10 protein-coding genes are annotated in these 14,254 nt (G+C 75.5%); 3 read left to right on the plus strand and 7 right to left on the minus strand.

Features of this window, described 5'->3' with window-relative positions; translation table 11 throughout:
• Positions 1 to 68 precede the first annotated feature (68 nt).
• Genes C1N80_RS00315 through C1N80_RS00325 form a run of 3 tightly spaced genes read left to right on the plus strand, consistent with a single transcriptional unit; the run spans position 69 to position 6,662 of the window.
• On the plus strand, positions 69 to 2,765 hold the full coding sequence (locus C1N80_RS00315; RefSeq protein ID WP_137768936.1) for a PD-(D/E)XK nuclease family protein: 2,697 nt from the start codon (positions 69 to 71) through the stop codon (positions 2,763 to 2,765).
• Positions 2,762 to 6,013, plus strand: coding sequence for an exodeoxyribonuclease V subunit beta (locus tag C1N80_RS00320; RefSeq protein ID WP_137768937.1), 3,252 nt, complete (start codon positions 2,762 to 2,764; stop codon positions 6,011 to 6,013). Before C1N80_RS00315 ends, C1N80_RS00320 begins: the two co-directional genes overlap by 4 nt.
• Positions 6,006 to 6,662 carry a nucleoside/nucleotide kinase family protein gene (locus C1N80_RS00325; RefSeq protein ID WP_137768938.1) on the plus strand — a complete coding sequence of 219 codons (657 nt, stop codon included), beginning with the start codon at positions 6,006 to 6,008 and terminating at the stop codon, positions 6,660 to 6,662. Before C1N80_RS00320 ends, C1N80_RS00325 begins: the two co-directional genes overlap by 8 nt.
• A gap of 6 nt (positions 6,663 to 6,668) precedes the next feature.
• Here the strand turns inward: C1N80_RS00325 and C1N80_RS00330 are convergent, their stop codons facing one another.
• From C1N80_RS00330 to C1N80_RS00360, 7 genes are all read right to left on the minus strand, one after another.
• Positions 6,669 to 8,159: an HNH endonuclease signature motif containing protein gene (locus C1N80_RS00330; RefSeq protein WP_137768939.1), complete on the minus strand. Its 1,491-nt coding sequence runs from the start codon at positions 8,157 to 8,159 to the stop codon at positions 6,669 to 6,671.
• Between the two features lie 706 nt (positions 8,160 to 8,865).
• Positions 8,866 to 9,363 (minus strand): FBP domain-containing protein, encoded by a 498-nt coding sequence (locus C1N80_RS00335; protein WP_137768940.1) that lies wholly within the window; start codon positions 9,361 to 9,363, stop codon positions 8,866 to 8,868.
• 264 nt (positions 9,364 to 9,627) lie between these two features.
• Entirely contained in the window at positions 9,628 to 10,515 is an 888-nt protein-coding gene (locus C1N80_RS00340) for an aldo/keto reductase (RefSeq protein ID WP_137768941.1), read from the minus strand.
• A gap of 63 nt (positions 10,516 to 10,578) precedes the next feature.
• Positions 10,579 to 11,295 carry a class I SAM-dependent methyltransferase gene (locus C1N80_RS00345; protein ID WP_137768942.1) on the minus strand — a complete coding sequence of 239 codons (717 nt, stop codon included), beginning with the start codon at positions 11,293 to 11,295 and terminating at the stop codon, positions 10,579 to 10,581.
• A complete protein-coding gene (locus C1N80_RS00350; protein WP_240811173.1) occupies positions 11,292 to 12,083 on the minus strand; it encodes an ABC transporter ATP-binding protein in 792 nt (263 codons plus the stop codon). Before C1N80_RS00350 ends, C1N80_RS00345 begins: the two co-directional genes overlap by 4 nt.
• On the minus strand, positions 12,080 to 13,096 hold the full coding sequence (locus tag C1N80_RS00355; RefSeq protein ID WP_137768943.1) for an ABC transporter substrate-binding protein: 1,017 nt from the start codon (positions 13,094 to 13,096) through the stop codon (positions 12,080 to 12,082). Before C1N80_RS00355 ends, C1N80_RS00350 begins: the two co-directional genes overlap by 4 nt.
• The gene (locus C1N80_RS00360; protein WP_137768944.1) at positions 13,096 to 14,208 is read right to left on the minus strand and encodes an iron ABC transporter permease; all 1,113 of its coding nucleotides are present in this window, start codon (positions 14,206 to 14,208) and stop codon (positions 13,096 to 13,098) included. Before C1N80_RS00360 ends, C1N80_RS00355 begins: the two co-directional genes overlap by 1 nt.
• Between the last annotated feature and the right edge of the window lie 46 nt (positions 14,209 to 14,254).

The raw sequence follows: 14,254 nt of genomic DNA on the forward strand, positions 1-14,254 counted from the left end.
GGCCCCCTCCCCTACTGTGGGTCCCGCGGCAGGTCACGCCGCACGGAGACGGCGGAGGAGCAGGTGGGATGCGGATCGAGTTCGGCTGGTCCCTGGACGGCACGGCCTGGGCGGACGGCACGGGCGCCCGGGGCGCGGCGCGGATGGGACCGCGGTCCCTCGTGCAGCTGCTGCAGAACCGTCTGGGCCTGACCCGCCCGGCCGTCGAACCGGCGGTGCGGGTCGCGCAGTACGTGCGGCTCGTCGAGGAGCATCTCGCCTCCCTGCCCGATCCCACCGTGTTCTGGCCCGCGCGCTCCTTCGCGGTGGACCCGTGGAGCACGGGGCGGCAGCTGCTGCGCTGGCGCGACGAGGCGGTCGCGACGGGGTGGCGGCCCTCGGGCGTCGAGGGCCCTCTCCCGGAGCGGCTCGCGGCGCTGCGCGATCTCGAGCAGACGGTCGTCGTCGGCACGGCCGGCACCCTCGCCCCCTCCCCCGCCGATGATCTCGCCGAGCTGATCGCCCTGCTCGAGGGGGACGCGGCGACCTGGCCGCTCGGCATCGAGGAGGTGGCGCTGCACGAGCCGGCGGAGCGACTTCCGGGCCGATGGCCGCACCTGTTCTCCCTGCTCACCGCTGCCGGCGTGGACTGCCCGGTGCTGCCCGCCCCGGAGGCGGGCGCGCCCGCGCTCACGGTCGTCGAGGCGCTCGACGAGTGGTCCGCGGCCGACGTCGCCGCGCGGTACCTCGCCGCCCCGGCCGCCCCGGAGGACGGCCCGCTCACGGTGCTCGCCGCCCGCGGCACCGACGTGCTCGACCGGGCCCTGCACCGGCGCGGCCTGCCCGCGGTCGGCCACGTGGAGCCGTCCACGGACCGCGCCCACCACCAGGTGCTGGGCCTCTTCCTCGACGTCGCGACGGCCCCGGTCGACGTCCACCAGCTCGCGGCGCTGCTGGACCTGCGGGTGCTGCCGGGCGCGGACGGCGACGCCGAGCCCGTGGGCCTCGTGCCCGCGGCCGCGCGCCGCCGGCTGTTGCGGGCGCTGGGCCGGGAGCCCGGCGTGGGCGGTCCCGCCTGGCGGGAGGCGCTCGGGCAGATCGCCGCCGACGGCCCCGCCCCGGCGGTCGAGGCCGCGCGGGCCGTGGACCGCATGGTCACGGATCCGCTGCCCGCGGAGGGTCTGCGCCCGGGCCTGCTCTCCTCGCGCCTGGACTGGCTCGTGGAGCGGCTGCGGGCGGTGGCCCGCGGTGAGGGTGAGCTGCTCGCGACGCTCACCCAGGCGCGGACCCTGCAGCAGGTGCTCGGCATGCTCGACCCGTCGGTCCCGCTCGCCCGGCGCACCCTGCAGCAGGTCATCGACTCCTGCGGCAGCTCCGGGCCATCTCCCCGCGCGGTGCGCGAGGTCGCCGACTGGGCCGTGACCACCCGTCCGGCACAGCTGCGCGCCGCGGGCGGGACGGTGCTGTGGTGGGGGCCGTCGGCCGAGGAGCTGCCGGCGGCGGAGCGCTGGGACGCGGCGGAGGCGGCCGCGCTCGAGGCGGGCGGCGGGCGGGTGCTCGATCCCGCCGCCGTCGCTTCCCTGCAGGTCGATGCCGCCCTCGCGGGGCTGCGCGGCGCCCGGCGCGTGATCGCGGTGCTGCCCGGGCCGTTCGCGGAGGAGGCACCGGGGCCGAGCGGCCTGCTCGCCCACCTCGAGGCGGCCGCGGGGGCGGAGCGTCTCTCCCCCGAGTCGCTGATCGACGGGCGCACCTGGAGCCTCGCCGGTCGCACGCTCCCCGTCACCACCCCCGTCGAGGAGCTCGGCGATCCGGTGCCGCCGCTCGAGCGCCGCATCGCGCCCGCCCCGCACCTGCTGCCCGAGCGGCTGTCCTACACGCAGGCCACGTCGCTGCTCGCCTGCCCGCAGCACTGGGCGCTCGAGTACGCGCTCGACGTGCGCCCCGCCGAGGTCGCCGCGCTGCCCACGGGTGCTCGCATGATCGGCACGCTCGTCCACGCCGTCGTCGAGACGCTCGTGCACGAGCACACCCACCCGACCCCCGAGCAGATCGGGGCGACCTTCGACGCGCTCGTCCCGCAGCTCGCTTCCGAGCTCGACCTCCCGGGCCGCGCCGCCGAGCGCTCCGAGGTGCGCGAGCGGGCCGTCCGCTCCCTCGGGGCGCTGTTCCGCGGTCTCGCCGACGCGGGCCTGCGGATCACCGGCACCGAGTCCCGCTTCTCGCTGCCGCTCATGCTCCCGCTCGCCGTCGGCCCGCACACGGTGACCTTCGTCGGCAGCCGCGACGTGGACGCCGTGGACGCGCAGGGCCGGCCGAGCGTCCTGGACCTCAAGTGGTCCCGCAGCCGCACCCGCTACGGGGACCTCTTCGACACCGGCGAGGCGATCCAGCTCGCCGCCTACGCGTGGACGGTCGCCCAGGAGCAGTCGCTCACGGAGCCCGCGGGCGTCGGCTACTTCCTGCTGCGCAGCGGCGAGTTCGTCTCCGCCGATCCGGCGCTCGACCCGCGCCGCCGCACGCCGATGGACGTCGAGGACGCCTGGTCACGCATGCTCGCCGGCATCACGACGGTGCTCGACGAGGTCGCCTCCGGCACCGTGCGCGCGGGCTGCCGTGCGCTGATCGAGGAGGCCGGTCTCGGCGCGGGCGCGACCTGGGCGCAGCACGCGAAGGCGGTCACGGCCGCCCGGACGACGGCGCGAGCGGCGGGCGGTCTGCTCGTCGAGGACCACTGCGCGGGCAGCGAGTACGCGCAGCTCTGCGGACTGACGGGAGACCGACGATGAGCACCCCTGGCCCCTCCTTCACCCTGATCAACGCCTCGGCGGGCTCCGGGAAGACCCACACGCTCACCCACGAGATCGCGAGCCGGATCGAGGAGGGGCTGGACCCCTCGCAGCTCATCGCGACGACCTTCACGAAGCGCGCCGCGGCGGAGCTGCGCGACCGTGTGCGGCGCACGCTGCTCGAGCGCGGCCAGCTCGACGCCGCGCGCGGCATCGACAGCGCCCTCATCAGCACCGTCAACGCGGTCTCCGGGGAGCTGCTGCGCGAGTTCGCCCTCGACGCCGGCATCTCGCCCGACGTGCAGGTGCTCGACGAGGACCGGCAGCGGGCCGCCTTCCGCGCCGCGATCGACGAGACCGCCGCCCAGGCCGGGGCCCGGGCGAGCGACCTGCTCGCGCGCACCGAGCACGACGGGGAGGAGGACCCGGAGCTGCCCTTCGCCGCCTCCCCCTCGTGGCGGGCGCACGTGCGGGACCTCGCCTCCCGCGCCCGCACGAACCTCATCGACGCGCAGGCGCTGCGGGACGGCGTCGAGGCCTCCTGGCAGGACTACCGGGAGGCGGCCCTCCCGACGGCCACGCCCGAGGACCGCCGCCCCGCATGGACCGCGCAGCTCGACACCGCGCTGACCGACCTGCGCGCGCAGGCGGCCGGCGACGACAAGGCCGCGGCGACCGTGCGCAAGCACCTCGACACCCTCGAGGCGATGCGCCGGGACCTGCGGGACCCGGCGCGGGCTCCCTGGTCGCGCTGGGCGAAGCTCGCCGCCGTCGGCTCCGGCAAGGCCGGGGATCCCGGGGCGAAGGGTTACGTCTACAGCAAGGACGTGGACCTCGCCCTGCTGGGCACGGCGACGATGATCGATGAGGAGCTGCTCGCGAACCCCGTGCTCCAGGCGGACGTTCGGGCGGTGATCGCCCTGGTCATGGAGACCGCCGCGGAGTCCCTCGAGGCGTACCGCGACCACAAGGACGCCCTGGGCCTCATCGACTTCGTGGACCAGGAGGTGCGCACCCTCGCGCTCGTGCGTGAGTCCCCGCGGGCCCGCGAGGCGATCCGCTCGCGGTTCCGTCTGCTCGCGGTCGACGAGTTCCAGGACACGTCCCCCGTGCAGCTCGCCCTGTTCCTCGCGCTGAGCGAGCTCGTCGAGGACAAGATCTGGGTGGGCGACCCCAAGCAGGCGATCTACGGCTTCCGCGACGCGGACCCTGCCCTCATGACCGGGATCATCGCGGAGATCGAGAGCGGCCGCACGGACCTCGGCGCGGCGACCGTGCGGGACCTCGAGCACTCGTGGCGCTCGCAGGCGCCCGTGCTGGACCTCGTGAACGCCGTGTTCCCGCAGGTCTTCCCGGACCTCCCCCGGCATCGCGTGGTCATGGACGCGGCGCCGGAGGCCGCGCGCCGCCGCGCCGCCGCGGGCCGCCCTCCGGGCCGGCTCGAGGCATGGCTGCCCGAGGTGCCGCGGAAGCTCACCTACCCCCAGCATGCGACGGCCGTGGCCGACGGCGTGCTCGACCTGCTCGCCGAGCCCGGCGTCTCCCCCGGCGACGTCGCCGTGCTCGTGCGCTCGAACCAGCGCGCCGCCGAGGTCGCGGAGGCGCTCGCGGCGCGCGGCGTGCCCGCCTCCGGCGAGGGCGCCCCGATCCTCGCCGCGCGCGAGGGCCGTCTGGTGCGGGCGGCGCTCGCGGTGACCCTCGACCTCGCCGACACGCTCGCCCTCACCGAGCTCGTGGACCTTCTCCCGGACCATGCCGCGCACGACGGATGGTTCGCGGAGCTCGCCGCCGCACCGGACCGCGAGGGGCGGCGCGCGGTGTTCGCCCGCTGGTGGCAGGACCCGGTGCTCGCGGGGCTGCGCGACCTGCGGGAGGACTGCATCTCCCTGACGCCGGTGGAGATGATCACCGCCGTCGTCGACGCGCTCGACCTGCCGGAGCGGATCCGGTCGTGGTCCGCGCCCGATCAACGGCTGCGCACGCTCGACGCGCTGCGCGCCGTCGCCGTGCAGTACGCGGACCGGGCCCGTGCGGACTCCGCCCCGATCACCCTCACCGGCCTGCGGATCGCGCTCGACGCCGCGGACGCCGGCCCGGACCTCTCGAGCATCCCGGACACCGTGTGGGTGGGGACGATCCACGGCGCGAAGGGCCTCGAGTGGTCGCGCGTGGTGGTCATGCTCGACCATGCGCCGGGCGACCGCTCCCGCCACGACGGCGGCTTCGTCGTCCCGGCGCCGCAGCTGCAGGTCACCGCCCCGCTCGACGGCCGCTCCCCGCGCTACTGGCCGGGCGTGCTGCCCCGGTACGCGCAGCTGCAGGAGGGGCTCTCCGCCTCGGAGCATGGACGGCGCCGGGCCCGGACGGAGCAGGAGGAGTCCGGGCGCCTGCAGTACGTGGCGCTCACGCGCTCGGCCGACGTCACCGTGCTGAGCGGCGCCGGCCACGCCCCGGTGCTCGATGCGCTGGTCCCCGGGCACGAGGGCGCCGGACCGCTCCTGAGCTGGGAGGCGGGCGGCGAGACGATCAGCGTGCGCGGCGCGGGCGACCTGCCCGCAACGATCCGCACGCCGGCGGGCGTGCTCGCCGAGGATGCCCCCACCTACCGGGCACGGCGCAGCACGCTCGCGGCGACGGACGTACCGCTGCGGCCGGAGCCGGGACACCGGGCCCGGGCCGGCGCCCGCTTCCAGGCCTCCGGGGTCGCCTCCGGCACGGGCACCGTCCACGCGCCCCGCAGCATCGGCCGCCGGCTCGTCGAGGGCGGCGGGGAGCGCTGGGAGCGCGTGGGCGAGGCGGTCCACGCCTACCTCGCCCTGCCCCTCGCCCACCTCGACGCGGCGCAGAAGCAGGCCGCGGCGGGACGGCTCGTGGAGCGCTGGGCCGTGGCCCGGGCGATCTCCCCGGACCTTCTCGTCGAGGCGGGAGAGGCGTGGGCGGGGTTCCTCGCGGCGGAGTTCCCGGGCGCACGGGAGCTGACGGAGCAGCCGATCTCCTGGTGGAACGAGGACTCGCAGGTCATGGAGGGGTGGATCGACACGCTGCTCGAGCTGCCGGGCGGCGGCATCGTGCTCGTGGACCACAAGTCCTATCCGGGCGACGACCCGGTGGGGCACGTGGAGCGGCACTACCTGGGGCAGTTGGCGACGTACTCGCGGGCGCTCGCAGCGGCCGGGGCGGAGCCCTCGCGGATCCTCCTCCATCTGCCGCTGCGTGGTGAGGTGCTCGAGGTGGACGTCGATGCCTGAGCCGGTCGTGCAGGAGGGACAGGAGGCGGTGCTCCGTGCCGCACTGACGCTGCTCGACGAGGCCCGCCGCGCCGGGGGCCGGCGGCTGCTCGGGGTCGCCGGGGCGCCCGGGGCGGGGAAGTCGACGCTCACGGAGCTGCTCGCGCGGGAACTGCCGGAGGGCTCGTGCACCGTGGTCCCGATGGACGGCTTCCATCTCGCGGACGTCGCCCTCGACGCGCTGGGCCGGCGTGACCGCAAGGGCGCGCCGGACACCTTCGACGCGGGCGGCTATGCGGCGCTGCTGCAGCGGATCCGGGCCCAGATGCCCGGGGACGACGTGGTGTGGGCGCCCATGTTCGAGCGGGATCTCGAGCAGCCGCTCGCCGGTGCGATCGCGGTGGAGGCCGAGGTGCCGCTCGTCATCACGGAGGGCAACTACCTGCTCCTCGACGAGGGGCCGTTCGCCGGGGTGCGGGCGCTGCTGGATGCGTGCTGGTTCGTGGAGACCCCGGAGGACCTCCGCCATGAGCGGCTGATCGCCCGCCATGAGCGCTTCGGGAAGCCGCCGGCCGCGGCGCGGGACTGGGCGCTCGGGCCGGACGAGGCGAACGCCCGCCTCGTCACCGCGACCGGGCACCGTGCGGACGCGCGGGTGCGGCTGGGCTGAACAGGTTCAGAAGGGCGGGGCGTGATCCGGGTCCCCGTCGCCCGGTGGCGCGTCGGTCCCCGGGTCGGCTCCCGTTCCTGCTGCCGCCGCTGCGGCCCTCGCCTCCGCTCGGGCGCGGGCTCGCTGCTCCGCGGCCCGACGGCGCTGGACGTAGTCGTCCCAGTAGCGGGAGTAGCTCTCCGCGAGGGATTGCGTGACGAGGTCCCGGTTGGTGGTGACCTCGGTGGCGGTGAGGCCACCGATATTCCATCGTGTGCGCTTACCGTCCCCCGATCTCTCGGGGTCGATATACCTGTCGGTTTTCGCGTCATGATGAGACCAGCACAATCCGTGGAGATTATGCGGCATCGTGGGCCCGCCATTCTCGGGACGAAGATGATCGAATTCCTCGATATGGTCGACCTCGCCGTTCTCCGCGATGTGCCGCTCGCAGCCGGGCACGGCGCAGACGGGGTCGATGAGCAGCACGTGCTCGCGCATCGCGGCGGTGGGGCGGTAGGTGGTCGACGCGACGGGGAGGAACTCGCCGGTGATCGGATCGGTGAGTACCCGCTGGAACGAGGGTGCCTGTGCCGCGAGCTCGCGGGCCATGCCGGCGGGGATCGGGATGGTGCCTTCGAGCGTCGCAGGTGCGTCGCTCCGGCCCAGCAGGGACAGCACGGGGACGACGAGGTTCAGCCGCACCCCCGCCGCGTGGACCGGCACGCCCTGGGTGTCGATCTCGCCTCGCGTGAGCAGCAGGTAGCGGATCGCTCCGAGCGGGAGCCGCTTCCCGGTGCGGGCGGCCTGGCCGTGGAGGTCCCAGGGGATCTCCACGCCGGTCTCGCCGGCGGCGATGCGGGCGAGCGCGTGGCGCTGCTGGTCCTGGACCGCGTGGGCGGCGGCGTCGAGCCGCTTGGCGAGGTCGAGGATCTCCGGGGCGGGGCCGGTCACGGTGAGCGTGGTGGTGCCGTCGTCGACGTGGGAGTGGTCAAGGCTGACGTCGCGCGTCTCCTCCGCGGTGGGGCCGAGGGCGGCGACCTCGTCCACCCAGGTCACGAGGAGGCGCACGAGCGTGCGGAAGCGGTCCGGGGACAGCGTCGCGAGCTCCCAGCCGGCGACCTCGGCGTCCACCCGGTGGCGCTGAGCAGAGGAGAGACGCTCGACCGCGCGGAGCAGATCGTCGAACCACCTCGTGGGGAGGTCCCCGGTGGCGACCTTCTCGAGCGAGAGCGGCAGGTCGGTGACGCCCATGTGGGCGCGGCGGAGCTGGTAGGTCGCCTGGCCGAGCCGGGCGCGCAGCGCGACCCCGGCGGCGAGGGCGAGGTAGTCCCCCTCGTCACCCGCCTTCTCGTCCCACAGCAGGGCGACGTCCTTCATCTCCTCGACGTAGAGCATGGCGGCGGCGCCGCGGCGCCGGCGATGGATGCGTCGCAGCGCCTCCGCGCGGACGGCATCCTCCGAGAGGTCGGCGCGGATGGCGACGTTCTCCTCGGTCACCTCGCTGCGGCCGCGCACGGCGCGGCAGAGGGCGCGCGGCTTCGGTGGGAGGACGGGAGTCGAGGCGCCCGCCGCGACCGAGGCAGTGACTGAGGCAGACGCAGAGGCGTCCGCATCGGCGGGGATGTCGACAGCGTGAGGATCGAGAGCCGCGGCAGGGTCTGCGACGCTCTCCAGGCCGGGCAGGGGAAGGGGCGCGGGCACCCCGCCATCGATCACCGACATCGCTCGCCTCCCCTCGTCATCACTGCACCGGAATGACTGATCGGCGGCGGATCGGCGAGCAGATAAATCCCCGCCACCATCCACCAGCGACACCCCCGACGCCACTCCTTCATTCTACGCCCTCCCTCCCCCAAAACCAGCACCTACCGCCGATCCGTGGAAATTGTGGATAACTCGGCGTGGGGAGGGACGATCAACTCTGGGCGGAGGGGCGGCGGGATCGGCGACAAGCGACGGCGGGCGGCAGCGGGTCGCGCGCGAACAGCAGGCGACGGGAGGCCAGTGGCGGGTGGCAGGAGGCGGCGGGCGGCGCCGCTGCCCGCGGCTCGACCACGACGCACGAGCGCCCGGCGCGGAACCCGTGACGGGTCCCGGCCGGGCGCTCGAGGCCGGCGATGTCAGCGGTGCCGAGGGTTAGGCGACGCCGGCTGTCAGGGCAGTGCCGGACGGCACGCTCGGGAGCCTGCCCACCGGCCCCCCCCGTCGGCCGATCGGCCGATCAGCCGTTCGCGACGGCCCGCACGAAGGCGGCGGACCGCTCGCGCAGGCCGGCGATCTTCTGCTCCTGGTGGTAGGCGAGCAGCGCCGGGTCCTCCGTGCGCAGCTCGAAGGAGCTCGGCGCGCGGCGCACGTTGCGGGAGCAGCGGAAGTCCGCGCAGACCGACGTGCCGACGCTGTTGCCGCGCCGGCCGGAGGCGCCGCCGAGCGGGGCGACGAAGCTCGCGGCATGCACGCCGTCGACGATGTCCTCGCACCAGGCGCAGAGCATCTTCTTCGTGGGGGCGTTCTCCGCGCCGCGCAGCATCAGGGTCGCGACCTGGCCGTCCAGCTCGAGGGACACGTAGTGGAGGCGGGGGCGCTTGGCGTCCTGCCACCCCAGGTAGTCGAGCCGCTCGAAGTCGAGGGCGTCGAGGTCGGGCAGGGTGGCGCGCTTCGCGTCGCCCTTCGAGGCGTTCACGAAGGAGTCGCGGATCAGGGCGTCGGTGAGGGTCAGCATGAGGGGTCCTCTCGGAGGGCATGCCTCGCAGGCCGCTTCCGGGCGGCCGGGAATTGGGCATGCAGGAGCATCAGGGTGGGGTCGACGGCGGCGCGCTCGGGGCGCGCCACGCTACGACGAGCAGGCCCGTCGGGCCGCCTCGCTCCCTGCTGGCACGGAATGCATGCCGACTCCTCTCCGGTCACGGACGCCCGCCAGGGTACGCCCGCACCCGGGGACCGGCAACGGAAATGCCCTGCCGGTCACGTCGCCCGCGCGGGCCCCTCAGCCGAGGATCGTCCCGAGGTCCTCCCGCTCGGCCTCGGTGAGCTCGAGCGTCATCGCGGCGGCGGAGTCGACGATCGACTCGGGCCGGCCCGCGCCGGGGATCGGGATCACGTGGTCGCCGAGCGAGAGCTCCCAGGCGATGACGACCTGCTGCGGGCTCACACCGTGCGCCTCGGCGACCCGCGCGACCTGCGGGAACCGCTCCCCCACGCCGCTCGCGCCGCCGCCGATCCCGCCCAGCGGCGACCACGGCACGAAGGCCGCGCCGTGCTGGCCGCAGTGGCGCAGCTCCTCGATGCTCGTGTGGAAGTAGGAGGGCGAGAACTGGTTCTGGACCGCGGCGAGACCGCCCTCGCCGAGCACCTCGAGCGCCACGTCGATCTCCTCGACGTTCGCGTTGGACACGCCGATCTCGCGGATCAGCCCCTCCTGCTGGAGCGTCGCGAGGGTCTCGACGCCCTCGGCGTAGCGGATCGAGCGGTCCGGGCGGTGCCAGTAGTAGAGGTCGATCGCGTCGACCCGGAGGTTCGTCAGCGAGGTCTCCACGGCCCGGCGGAGGTAGTCGAGGGAGCCGTCGCGGCCCCAGGACTCGCCCTCGGAGCGGGTGATGCCGCCCTTCGTCGCGACGGTGAGGGCGGAGCGGTCGCCGTCCCAGGCCGCGAGGGCCTCCGCGACGAGCTGCTCGTTGTGGCCCATCGTGTCCCAGCTGGGGGCGTAGATGTCCGCCGTGTCGATGAGGGTCACGCCGGCCTCGAGGGCCGCGTGGACCGTGCGGATCGCCTGGTCGCGGGGCACCGCGGGGGTGCGGGCGAAGGACAGCGGCATGGCGCCGAGGCCGATCGCGGAGACGGTGAGTGAGCCGATGCGGCGGGTGGGGGCAGTCATGCGGGAAAGCCTATGCCGGAGGGCCGACGGGCGTCAGCCCTTCGCTGCTCCGCTCTTCACTGCTCAGCCCTTCACTGCGCGATACCGCATCTGCATTTGCGGTCGATGGCCCGGGGAGACGCCGTTGCGCCAGTCGAGCTCGAGCACCGCGGGCAGCGGATCCGCCATGACCTCGGTGAAGCCGGCGGCGCGGAAGGCGGCCATCACCTGCTCGGGGTCCCCCGGGGCGAGGGCGAGCTCGGGAAGGGCCCCGCCTGCGTAGGCGCTGCGGAAGTCCTCCCGGCGAGCGCCCTCGAGACCGTCGCCGACGTCGGCCCCGTCGGGGAACCAGGCGGAGTCCACCGCGACGACGATCCCGCCCGGGCGCAGCAGGCGGTGCCAGGCGGCGAGGGCGGCGGGCGCGTCGCGCAGGGTCCACAGCACGTAGCGGGAGACGATCGCGTCGAGGCTCCCCGCGGGCAGCGGCGGGTCCACGGCGTCGCCGGGCAGGAAGCGCACGGGCGAGCCCTTCGCGCGGGCCGCGTCGAGCATGCCGGGGGCGAGGTCGATCCCGATCACGCGGTGGCCGAGCCCGGCGATCGTGATCGCGGCATTGCCGCTGCCGGTGCCGACGTCGAGCACCTCGAGCGGGGCGCCGCCCGGTTCCGCGCGCAGCCCCTCCGCCCAGACGGTGCGCCACACGTCCTCGGCGCCCTCGGCGCGGGCGCGGGCCGTCTGCTGGGCGTCGTACTCCCCCGCCCAGCGGGACCAGTAGGCGGTGATCGGGTCCTGGATGCTCATCGGGCCCCCTCGGCGGGTCGCGGGTGGTGGAAGAGGAACTGGACGGTGCCGTCGGCGGCGGCGAGCGGCTCGGCGCCCACGGCGTAGACCTGCTCGAGCTGCGGGCCCTGCAGGACGGCCGACGGCGGCCCGCTCGCGAGCACGCGCCCCTCGTGGAGGAGGGCGACGCGGTCGCAGTAGCGGGCGGCGAGGTTGAGGTCGTGGAGGACGACGATCGTCGCGAGCCCGAGGCCGCGCACCACGTGCAGGACCTCGTGCTGGTAGCCGACGTCGAGGTGGTTGGTGGGCTCGTCGAGCAGCAGCACCTCGGGCTCCTGGGCGAGCGCGCGGGCGATGAGCACCCGCTGCCGCTCGCCGCCGGAGAGCTGCGCGACCTCGCGGCCCGCGAGGTGCAGGGCGCCCACACGCTCGAGGGCGCGGGCGGCGACCTCCCGGCCGCGGCCGGCGCCCCGATGGGGTGTCCGGCCGAGGAGCACGAGGTCCGCGACGGTCATCGGCAGCTCCCCCGCGCTCTCCTGGACCACGATCGCGAGCCGCCGCGCCCGCTCCCGGCCGCCGATCCGGGAGAGCGGCCGCCCGCCCAGCAGCACCTCCCCGCGCTCCGGCCGGAGCGCCGCGGTGAGCAGGCGCAGCAGGGTCGTCTTGCCGCTCCCGTTGGGGCCGACGAGGCCGAGGACCTCCCCGGGGCCGACGGCCAGATCCACCCCGCGCAGCACGGGGTGCTCGCCGACGGAGCGATGCACACCGCGCGCCTCGAGCAACGGCGGTGCGGTGGAGGATGCGCTCACGAGGCGCCCCCGTCGAGCCAGTCGCCGAGCCGCTCGGCGCCGTCGACGACGAGCGGGGTCGCGGGCTCGGTGAGGTTGAACAGCTGCGCGAGCACCCGCCCCTCGCGCACGGCGCGCAGCGCACCGAGGGCGGCGGTGCCCGTGACCTCGGCGATCACGTCGGAGCCGTCACCCTCGCCCTGGTAGAGGATCACGAGGTGGTCCGGGTCCGCGTCGATGAGCGCCTCGGTGCTCGCCTCGAAGACCCGCTCCGCCGTGCCCGCGAAGACGTTCTCGAGGCCCACGGCCTCGAGCTGCGGGGAGGCCATGGAGGCGGCGCCGTAGGCGTACAGCGGCCCGCCGCCCACGGTCGGGTAGAGCACCGCGCAGGTGCCGCCGCGACGTGCGGCGGCCTTCTCGCGCACCGCGTCGAGGCGGGAGGCGAGGGTCGCGATGAGCTCCTCCCCCGCGTCCTTCCGGTCGAGGACCTCGGCATGGAGGCGGATCTCGGCGTCGAGATCGTCCCAGCTCGCGGCGGGGGCGTCGCCGCAGTAGACGGTCTGGACGAGCACCTGCGCGCCCGCGGAGGCGAGGCCCTCGCGGGTCACGCCGTCGGGGAGGCCCAGCACGAGGTCCGGGGACTGCGCGATGACGCTCTCCTGATTGATCTGGAGATGGCCGGCGCCGTCGATGTCGTCGGAGAGCACGGGGATCGCGTCGACCCGCTGCGCGAGGTCCCCGTGGATCGTCTCGGGGTAGGAGGCGGGCGGGAACACGCCGGCCTTCGCGATCACGCGGTCGAGCACGCCGAGGCCGTCGAGCACGGTGACCGGGGCGGTCTCGAGCAGCACGATCCGCGTGGGGGCGGCGGGCAGGGTCACGGAGGAGCTGCAGTTCTCGAGGGTGAGCGGGTAGGCGGTCCCGCCCTCGCCGTTCGCGGCGGCGGTGGCCCCCGAGGTGGGGGCCGGCGCGGCGGTGCAGGCGGCGAGGCCCCAGGCGGCGATCGGGGCGAGAAGGGCAGCGCGGCGTCGCATCACGAAGCCACCCCCCGGAGTCGGCGCACGAGCACCACGAGGAAGGGGGCGCCCACGAGCGCCGTGATCACCCCGATCGGCAGCTCGCGCGGGGCGAGGACGACGCGGGCGAGGGCGTCCGCCGAGAGCAGGAACAGCGCGCCGAGGAACGCGGCGGCGGGGACGACGCGGCGGTGCGGGCCGCCCACGAGGCGCCGGGCGAGGTGCGGGACCACGAGCCCCACGAAGCCGATCGCGCCGGCGGCGGCGACCGCGGCTCCCGTGCACAGGGAGACGACGACGAGCAGGGCCACGCGGGCGCGGTCCGGGCGGATCCCGAGCGACCAGGCCGTCTCGTCCCCCGCGGCGAGCGCGTCGAGCACGGGGCCCGCGGCCGTGAGGATCAGCAGCCCCGCGACGGCAGCGAGCACGGCGAGGCCGAGGAACAGGTCCCAGTGGCCCAGCGCGAGCGAGCCGAGCATCCAGAACATGACGGAGCGGGAGCCCTCGGCGGTGTCCGCCGTGAAGACGAGCAGGTTCGTGATCGCGGTGAGCACGTAGCCGACGGCGACCCCGGCCAGCAGCAGCCGCAGGGAGGTGACCGCGCCGTGGGAGCGGGCGAGGACGAGCACGAGCAGGGCGGCGGCGAGGGCGCCCGCGAAGGCGAGTGCGGGCTGGGCGGCGGCGCCGAGGCCGGCCCCCGCGCCGAGCAGCACCGCGGCCGCGGCGCCGGTCGAGGCGCCGCCGGAGATGCCGAGCACGTAGGGATCGGCGAGCAGGTTCCGCACCATGGCCTGCAGGGCCGCGCCGCACAGGGCGAGGCACGCGCCGACGGCCGCGCCGAGCACCACGCGCGGGGCGCGCACGCCCCAGATGATCGCGTCCTCCGCGAGGGTGGCCTGCGGGTCGACGGGCAGCCCGAGGTGCGCGGCGATGATCGCGGCGGCGCGCAGGGGCGGCACGGGCACGGGGCCGATGCCCGCGCACACGAGGACGCTCACGGCCGTGGCGACGCCGAGGCCGAGGATCCAGGCGGCGGCGCGGCGGTCCCGGGCGCGGGTGCCGAGCGGGTCCCGCGCCCCCGGGAGGATCGAGGAGGCCGCAGGCGCGGGTGGCGCCTCTAGTCGTGTCATGGTTGTGGATCCTTGCAAGTATCGGGACGGACTGCGACGGGTTGCC

This window comes from Brachybacterium sp. SGAir0954 (genome assembly GCF_005490785.1).
Taxonomy (GTDB): Bacteria; Actinomycetota; Actinomycetes; order Actinomycetales; family Dermabacteraceae; genus Brachybacterium; species Brachybacterium rhamnosum.

What these genes read in the sequence shown, in the direction of transcription:
- C1N80_RS00315 (WP_137768936.1), top strand. Translation starts at nt 69, where the DNA reads ATGCGGATCGAGTTCGGCTGGTCCCTGGACGGCACGGCCTGGGCGGAC.
- C1N80_RS00320 (WP_137768937.1), top strand. Translation starts at nt 2,762, where the DNA reads ATGAGCACCCCTGGCCCCTCCTTCACCCTGATCAACGCCTCGGCGGGC.
- C1N80_RS00325 (WP_137768938.1), top strand. Translation starts at nt 6,006, where the DNA reads ATGCCTGAGCCGGTCGTGCAGGAGGGACAGGAGGCGGTGCTCCGTGCC.
- C1N80_RS00335 (WP_137768940.1), bottom strand. Translation starts at nt 9,363, where the DNA reads ATGCTGACCCTCACCGACGCCCTGATCCGCGACTCCTTCGTGAACGCC.
- C1N80_RS00340 (WP_137768941.1), bottom strand. Translation starts at nt 10,515, where the DNA reads ATGACTGCCCCCACCCGCCGCATCGGCTCACTCACCGTCTCCGCGATC.
- C1N80_RS00345 (WP_137768942.1), bottom strand. Translation starts at nt 11,295, where the DNA reads ATGAGCATCCAGGACCCGATCACCGCCTACTGGTCCCGCTGGGCGGGG.
- C1N80_RS00355 (WP_137768943.1), bottom strand. Translation starts at nt 13,096, where the DNA reads ATGCGACGCCGCGCTGCCCTTCTCGCCCCGATCGCCGCCTGGGGCCTC.
- C1N80_RS00360 (WP_137768944.1), bottom strand. Translation starts at nt 14,208, where the DNA reads ATGACACGACTAGAGGCGCCACCCGCGCCTGCGGCCTCCTCGATCCTC.